The sequence below is a fragment of the Nocardiopsis sp. NPDC006198 genome (assembly GCF_040613895.1).
In the GTDB taxonomy this organism is placed as follows: domain Bacteria; phylum Actinomycetota; class Actinomycetes; order Streptosporangiales; family Streptosporangiaceae; genus Nocardiopsis; species Nocardiopsis tropica.
Map to the genome: position 1 here is coordinate 1 of NZ_JBEXSY010000124.1, position 5,728 is coordinate 5,728.

The 5,728-nt window shown below is 71.7% G+C and carries 5 protein-coding genes and 1 tRNA gene; 5 read left to right on the forward strand and 1 reads right to left on the reverse strand.

The genetic code is table 11. The annotated features are described in order from the left end of the window. Positions 1-173 precede the first annotated feature (173 nt). Positions 174-260: transfer RNA gene (locus ABZ234_RS33765), tRNA-OTHER, on the forward strand. Between the two features lie 289 nt (positions 261-549). Here ABZ234_RS33765 and ABZ234_RS33770 read toward each other — a convergent pair. After that, positions 550-2,127 (reverse strand): BCCT family transporter, encoded by a 1,578-nt coding sequence (locus ABZ234_RS33770; RefSeq protein WP_352983422.1) that lies wholly within the window; start codon positions 2,125-2,127, stop codon positions 550-552. 235 nt (positions 2,128-2,362) lie between these two features. Here ABZ234_RS33770 and ABZ234_RS33775 point away from each other — a divergent pair, with 235 nt between their 5' ends. The 4 genes from ABZ234_RS33775 to ABZ234_RS33790 all read left to right on the forward strand — a co-directional run. Beyond that, a complete protein-coding gene (locus ABZ234_RS33775; RefSeq protein ID WP_267948758.1) occupies positions 2,363-3,247 on the forward strand; it encodes a TetR/AcrR family transcriptional regulator in 885 nt (294 codons plus the stop codon). Between the two features lie 115 nt (positions 3,248-3,362). Then, on the forward strand, positions 3,363-4,262 hold the full coding sequence (locus ABZ234_RS33780; protein WP_355014749.1) for a 3-keto-5-aminohexanoate cleavage protein: 900 nt from the start codon (positions 3,363-3,365) through the stop codon (positions 4,260-4,262). 52 nt (positions 4,263-4,314) lie between these two features. Continuing rightward, positions 4,315-5,304: a 3-hydroxyacyl-CoA dehydrogenase NAD-binding domain-containing protein gene (locus ABZ234_RS33785; RefSeq protein ID WP_355014750.1), complete on the forward strand. Its 990-nt coding sequence runs from the start codon at positions 4,315-4,317 to the stop codon at positions 5,302-5,304. Next, the coding region (locus ABZ234_RS33790; protein ID WP_355014751.1) for a thioesterase family protein at positions 5,301-5,728 on the forward strand (428 nt) is incomplete at its 3' end. The genes ABZ234_RS33785 and ABZ234_RS33790, both read left to right, overlap by 4 nt.

The following is a 5,728-nucleotide window of genomic DNA, read 5'->3' on the forward strand; positions in this document are numbered from 1 at the left end:
GGACGGCACCTCGCCGACCAGGTCCCCCCGGGATGGGTCACCGGTCTGCTGGCCGAGGGGCGGGCCGTGGTCCTGGTGGACGGGGTGGACGAACGGGAGATTCTTGGGAGACGCGAACGTCCCCCAACGGCTCCCAACCGCCGCGAAGATCCCTCAACGGAACCCTCTGAACTGGGCGAATGCTTGTTGGCGCAGGTCGATGCGACGGTTGAACTACCTCGACACGGTAGAGGTCACAGGTTCGAGTCCTGTATCGCCCACCGGCATCACCCAAGGCCAGAGCTTCGGCTCTGGCCTTCGGCGTTTCCGGGGCCCGTACTCCCGGGAGCTTTCCGGGAGGCCGTCTCCGGGGCCGGTCCGCCCGGAGGGCGCCGGAGCCGACGACGCGGTCCCCCTCCCCTCGAGAGGCGGGGACCGCGCGCAGGAGGCCCGACCGGGACAGGCCCTGCCGGGGACGCGGGGGGGCGCGTGCCGTCCCCGGCACGGGGGCGCGGACGGCGGGGGCCCGCCGGTACCGCGTGCCGGGGCGGGAGCGGTGCGCGCCGGCGCTCAGGCGCCGGTGCGGTCCCCGGGCCCCGGTTCGCCGTCCCGGACGGGGCCGGAGGCCCCGGAGCGGTCGCGGTCGTGCTCCCGGAGCCAGCGCACGAGGGAGGCGGCGACCAGGCTCAGGACGACGATCAGCGGGAAGGCGGTCACGACCGACAGGGTCTGCAACGCGTCGGTTCCGCCCGCGGACATCACCGAGACCGACACCGCCGCGAGGACGAGGGCCCAGAGCACGCGGTTGGGCCGCGAGGGCTCGACCTCGTTCGGCAGGTCGCGGGAGGTGGCCGCTCCCATGGTGTAGGACGCCGAGTCCAGGGTCGTGGCCAGGAAGACCAGCAACAGCAGCAGGAACAGCGGGGTGACGGCCCAGCTGAGAGGGAACGCCTCCAGCGTGGCGAAGATGGCGGACACCGCGCCCTCGGTCTCCAGCGTTTCGACGACGGGGGCCTCCCCCCGCAGCTCGAACGCCATGCTGGAGTTGCCGAGCAGCGCGAACGACAGCCAGCAGCCCAGGCTTCCGAAGCCGCACATGCCGACGATGATCTGCCTGACGGTGCGGCCCTTGGAGATCTTGGCGCAGAACATGCCGACGAAGGGCCCGTAGGAGATCCACCAGCCCCAGTAGAAGACGGTCCAGACCTCCTCGAAGCCCGATCCGCCGACGGGGTCGGTGTAGGTGCTCATCCGCACGATGTTCTGGGCGAGCAGGCCGACGCTGTTGGTGAAGGTGTCGATGACGAAGACCGTCGGGCCCACCGCCAGGACCAGGGCGCCCAGAGCGGCGGCCAGGTAGAGGTTGAGGTTGGCGAGGCGCTTCAGACCGCGGTGCAGGCCCAGGGCGACGCTCCCGGCGAACAGCAGGGTCCACAGGCCGATGACGACGGTGTTGAGCGTGGCGCCCGGCTCGACCCCCAGCATGCGGGAGGCGCCCTCCGCGACGGTGGGCACGGCCAGGGCCAGCGAGGTCCCCGCCGCGCCGATCATCCCGAGGATGAAGAAGACGTCGATCACCCGCCCCGGCCAGCCGTCGACGCGGTCGCCGAGCACGCCGCGGCACGCCTCGCTCAGGCGCAGGCGGCGGACCCTGCGTACGTGGTAGGCGTAGGCGAGGGCGAGGGTGGGGACGCAGAAGACCGCCCAGGCGGTGGGGCCCCAGTGGAAGAGGGGGTAGGTCGCCGACCACTCGGCGGCCTCGGTGCTGTGCGGTTCGAGCTGGTACGGGGGAGCCCCGTGGTAGTGCGCCCACTCGATGATCCCCCAGTACATGAGGCCGCCGCCGATCGCGGCGGTGAAGATCATCGCGAGCCAGGTGGGGGTGGAGAACTCGGGGCGGTCGTCGGGGTCGCCCATCCTGATGCGGCCGTACCTGCTGAGGACCAGCCAGACGAGCAGTACCGCGAGCCCGGCGACGAACCACATGTAGGCCCATCCCAGGTCGGACTGGAGCCGGGACAGGACGGCGCCGAGCAGGCGTTCACCCGTCCTCGGCGCGATCACGAACGGCGCGCTGAAGCCGATCACCATGATCAGCGCGGGCCAGAAGACTTTGTTGTCGATGTTCCATCGGATGACTCGGGTCACCTCCGTGGTCGAGGGCGCGGACCATCCAGTTACTACTGTGTTGCGTTTGACTAATCAACCAGTCGGTTATCGCATCGTTGCACTTCCCCTCGCCCTCCGACCGCCGTCGGATCGCGGAAAGCGCATGGCAGTAAGAGCTTCATGGGTTCGTCGCTGTCAAGCCGGAGCTTCTACAACGAAGTGGCAACCATGCCCGCGTTGCGAAAATCGCTACATCGCTGTTACGTTCTCCCCCGTGAGCGACAACGTGGCCGACGACGTGCGCGGCAGGGCCCGCGAGGCGATCCGCCGATCCGGCCTCTCCCAGCGGCAGTTCGCGGCCAGACTCGGCATCGACCCCACCAAACTCTCCAAGTCCCTGACCGGCACCCGGCGTTTCACCGCCCTGGAGCTGGCGGGCATCGCCGACGAGACAGGGGTGACGGTCAACTGGCTGCTCAACGGCCGGGACGACGCCGAGACCGTCTCCGCGGCGCCGCGCGACTCGTCGGCGGTGAGGCCGCCGCCCGCGAGCCTGGCCGACCACCCGGGGGCCGCCCGGGAGCACAACCGCAAGCTCCAGATCATCGAGGCCGCCTGGACCCTCATCGCCGAGCACGGGTACCACTCGGTCCGCGTCGCCCAGGTGGCCCGGGCCTGCGGGACCTCCAGCGCCACCGTCCACTACCACTTCCCCACCCTGGAACACCTCCTCGTGGAGGCGCTGCGCCACTCGGTGAAGCAGGCGTTCGACCGCCAGGTCGCGGGGCTGCACACCGTCGGCGACCCGTACGAGCGCCTTCTCCGGCTCATCGAGCTCCAGCTCCCCGGCTCGGACCGGCTGCGGCTGGAGTGGTCGATCTGGCTCCAGGTCTGGACGGCCGCGGCGCTGAACCCCGAGATGCGGGAGCTGCACGCCGCCTCCTACCGGCGCTGGCACGAGACCATCGCCCGCACCCTCCGGGAGGGGAAGGAGAGCGGGGTCTTCGGTGATTTCGACGTCGAGGAGATGACCCGGCGCCTCACCGCCCTCATCGACGGCCTGGGGATCCAGGTCATGACCGGGATGCCCGGGCGATCCGTCGACCACATGCGCGACACCCTGCGGTCGGTCATCGACCGCGACGTCCTGGGGCACTGAGCCCTCCGGTGCCCCGCCCCTGCGGACCGCACGGCCCGACCGCGCCCCTTCCGGCGCCCGACGGCCCGCCCGGTCCGAGCCCGAGAAACCGCACTCAGAGAGACGGAGCACCGCCGTGAGCGACACCATGAACCACAAGCCCATCCTGACCTGCGCCCTCACCGGCGCGGGGGACACCGTCGGCCGGAGCGAGCACGTCCCCGTGACGCCCGCGCAGATCGCCGCCGCCGCGGTCGAGGCCGCCGGGGCCGGCGCCAGCGCGGTGCACATCCACGTCCGCGACCCCGAGACGGGCGCCCCCTCGCGGGACGGCGCCCTCTACCGGGAGGTCGTCGACCGCATCCGCCAGACCGGCACCGACATCGTCATCAACCTCACCGCGGGGATGGGCGGCGACCTGGTGATCGGCCAGGAGGACCCCCTCCGGTTCGAGGAGGGCACCGACCTCGTCAACGGGCTGGACCGCCTGCCGCACGTGGAGGAGCTGCTGCCCGACATCTGCACCCTGGACTGCGGCAGCCTGAACTTCGGCGACGGCAGTCATGTCTACATCTCCACCCCGGACATGCTGCGCGCGGGCGCCAGGCGCATCCAGGAACTCGGGGTCCGTCCGGAGCTGGAGATCTTCGACACCGGCCAGCTGTGGTTCGCCAGGACCATGCACGCGGAGGGCCTGATCGACGACCCGACGATGTTCCAGCTGTGCACCGGCATCCCCTACGGCGCGCCTTCGGACCCGGGCGTCCTCCTGTCGATGGTGAACATGCTCCCGGCGGGCGCGCAGTGGGCGAGCTTCTCCATCGGCCGCAAGCAGATGCCGTGGGTGGCGCAGTCGGTGCTGCTCGGCGGGCACGCCCGGGTGGGCCTGGAGGACAACCTCTACCTCAGCCGCGGGGTGAAGGCCACCAACGGCCAGCTCACCGAGAAGGCCGTCGGCATCATCGAGCAGCTCGGCGCCCGGGTGGCCACACCGGACGAGACCCGCGCCATGCTCGGACTCCGCGGCGCGGCCTGACCCGCGTCCGACGACGAACGCCACCGCACAACGCCACCACATGAGGAGCACGATGACGGAGAACGCGAGAACCGCCCCCGGGGCCGTGCGCACGGTCGCCTGCGTCGGAGCGGGTGTCATCGGGGGCGGCTGGGTCGCCCACTTCCTGGGCCGCGGCTACCGGGTGGTCGCCTGGGACCCCGCCCCGGACGCCGAAAGCAGGCTGCGCGGGCTGGTCGCCTCGGCCTGGCCCGCCCTGGAGAGCCTGGGCCTGGCGGAGGGGGCCTCCACGGCGAACCTGCGGGTCGCCGACACGCTGGCCGACGCCGTCTCCGAGGCGGACTTCGTCCAGGAGAGCGCGCCGGAGCGCCTCGACCTGAAGATCGGCCTGCTGGCCGAGATCGACGCCGCCACCCCCGAGGGCGTGGTCATCGCCTCGTCCACCTCCGGTTACAGCATGAGCGAGATGCAGGTGGGGGCGCGGACGCCGGGACGGCTCGTGGTCGGCCACCCGTTCAACCCGCCCTACCTCGTCCCCCTGGTCGAGGTCGTCGGCGGTGCACGGAGCGAGCGGTGGGCCGTCGACTGGGCCTCGGACTTCTACCGCGCCGCGGGCAAGTCGGTGATCACCATGGAGCAGGAGCTCCCGGGGTTCATCGGCAACCGGATCCAGGAGGCGGCCTGGCGCGAGGCCCTGCACATGGTCGCCGAGGGAGAGGCGACCGTGGAGCAGATCGACCTGGCGATGACCAGCGGCCCCGGGTTGCGCTGGGCCTTCTTCGGCCCCTGCCTGACCTTCCACCTCGCCGGGGGAGAGGGCGGCATGGCGCACATGCTCGACCACTTCGGCCCGTCCCTGAAGTCCCCGTGGACCCGTCTGGAGGCGCCCGAGCTCACCGCCGAGCTGCGGGACCGCATGGTGGCGGGCACCGACGAGGTCGTGGCCGGGCGCTCCACCGCCGAGCTGATCGCCCAGCGCGACCGCCGCCTGATCGCGGTGGCCCGGGCACTCGAGGAGGTCGAACGCGAGGAGGCCGCCGAGCGGGCGGGGCGTCAGGCGTGAGCGCGACCCTCGTCCGGCGGCTCCGTCCCGAGTGGATCGACTACAACGGCCACCTCAGCGAGGCCTACTACGTCCTGCTCTTCGGGTTCGCGACGGACGCGCTGATGGACCGGGTCGGCCTGGACGCCGCCTACCGGGAGCGGACCGGCTGTTCGCTGTACACGGTCGAGGCGCACGTGCGGTACCTGCACGAGGTCGCCGCCGACGCCGAGGTCGAGATCCGCACCCGGGTGGTGGGCCCGGGCCCGGGCGGCCCCGCCGCCAAGAAGGCGCGGCTCTGCCACGAGATGCGGGTCGGCGGCGAGCTGGCGGCGACCGAGGACAGCATTGGCCTGTACGGCGAGTACTGCGCCGAACAGCGCTGCCTGGACCGGCCGCGCGAGTTCCCCTCTGACCACGCGCGGTTCTGGTTCTTCCGCAAGCC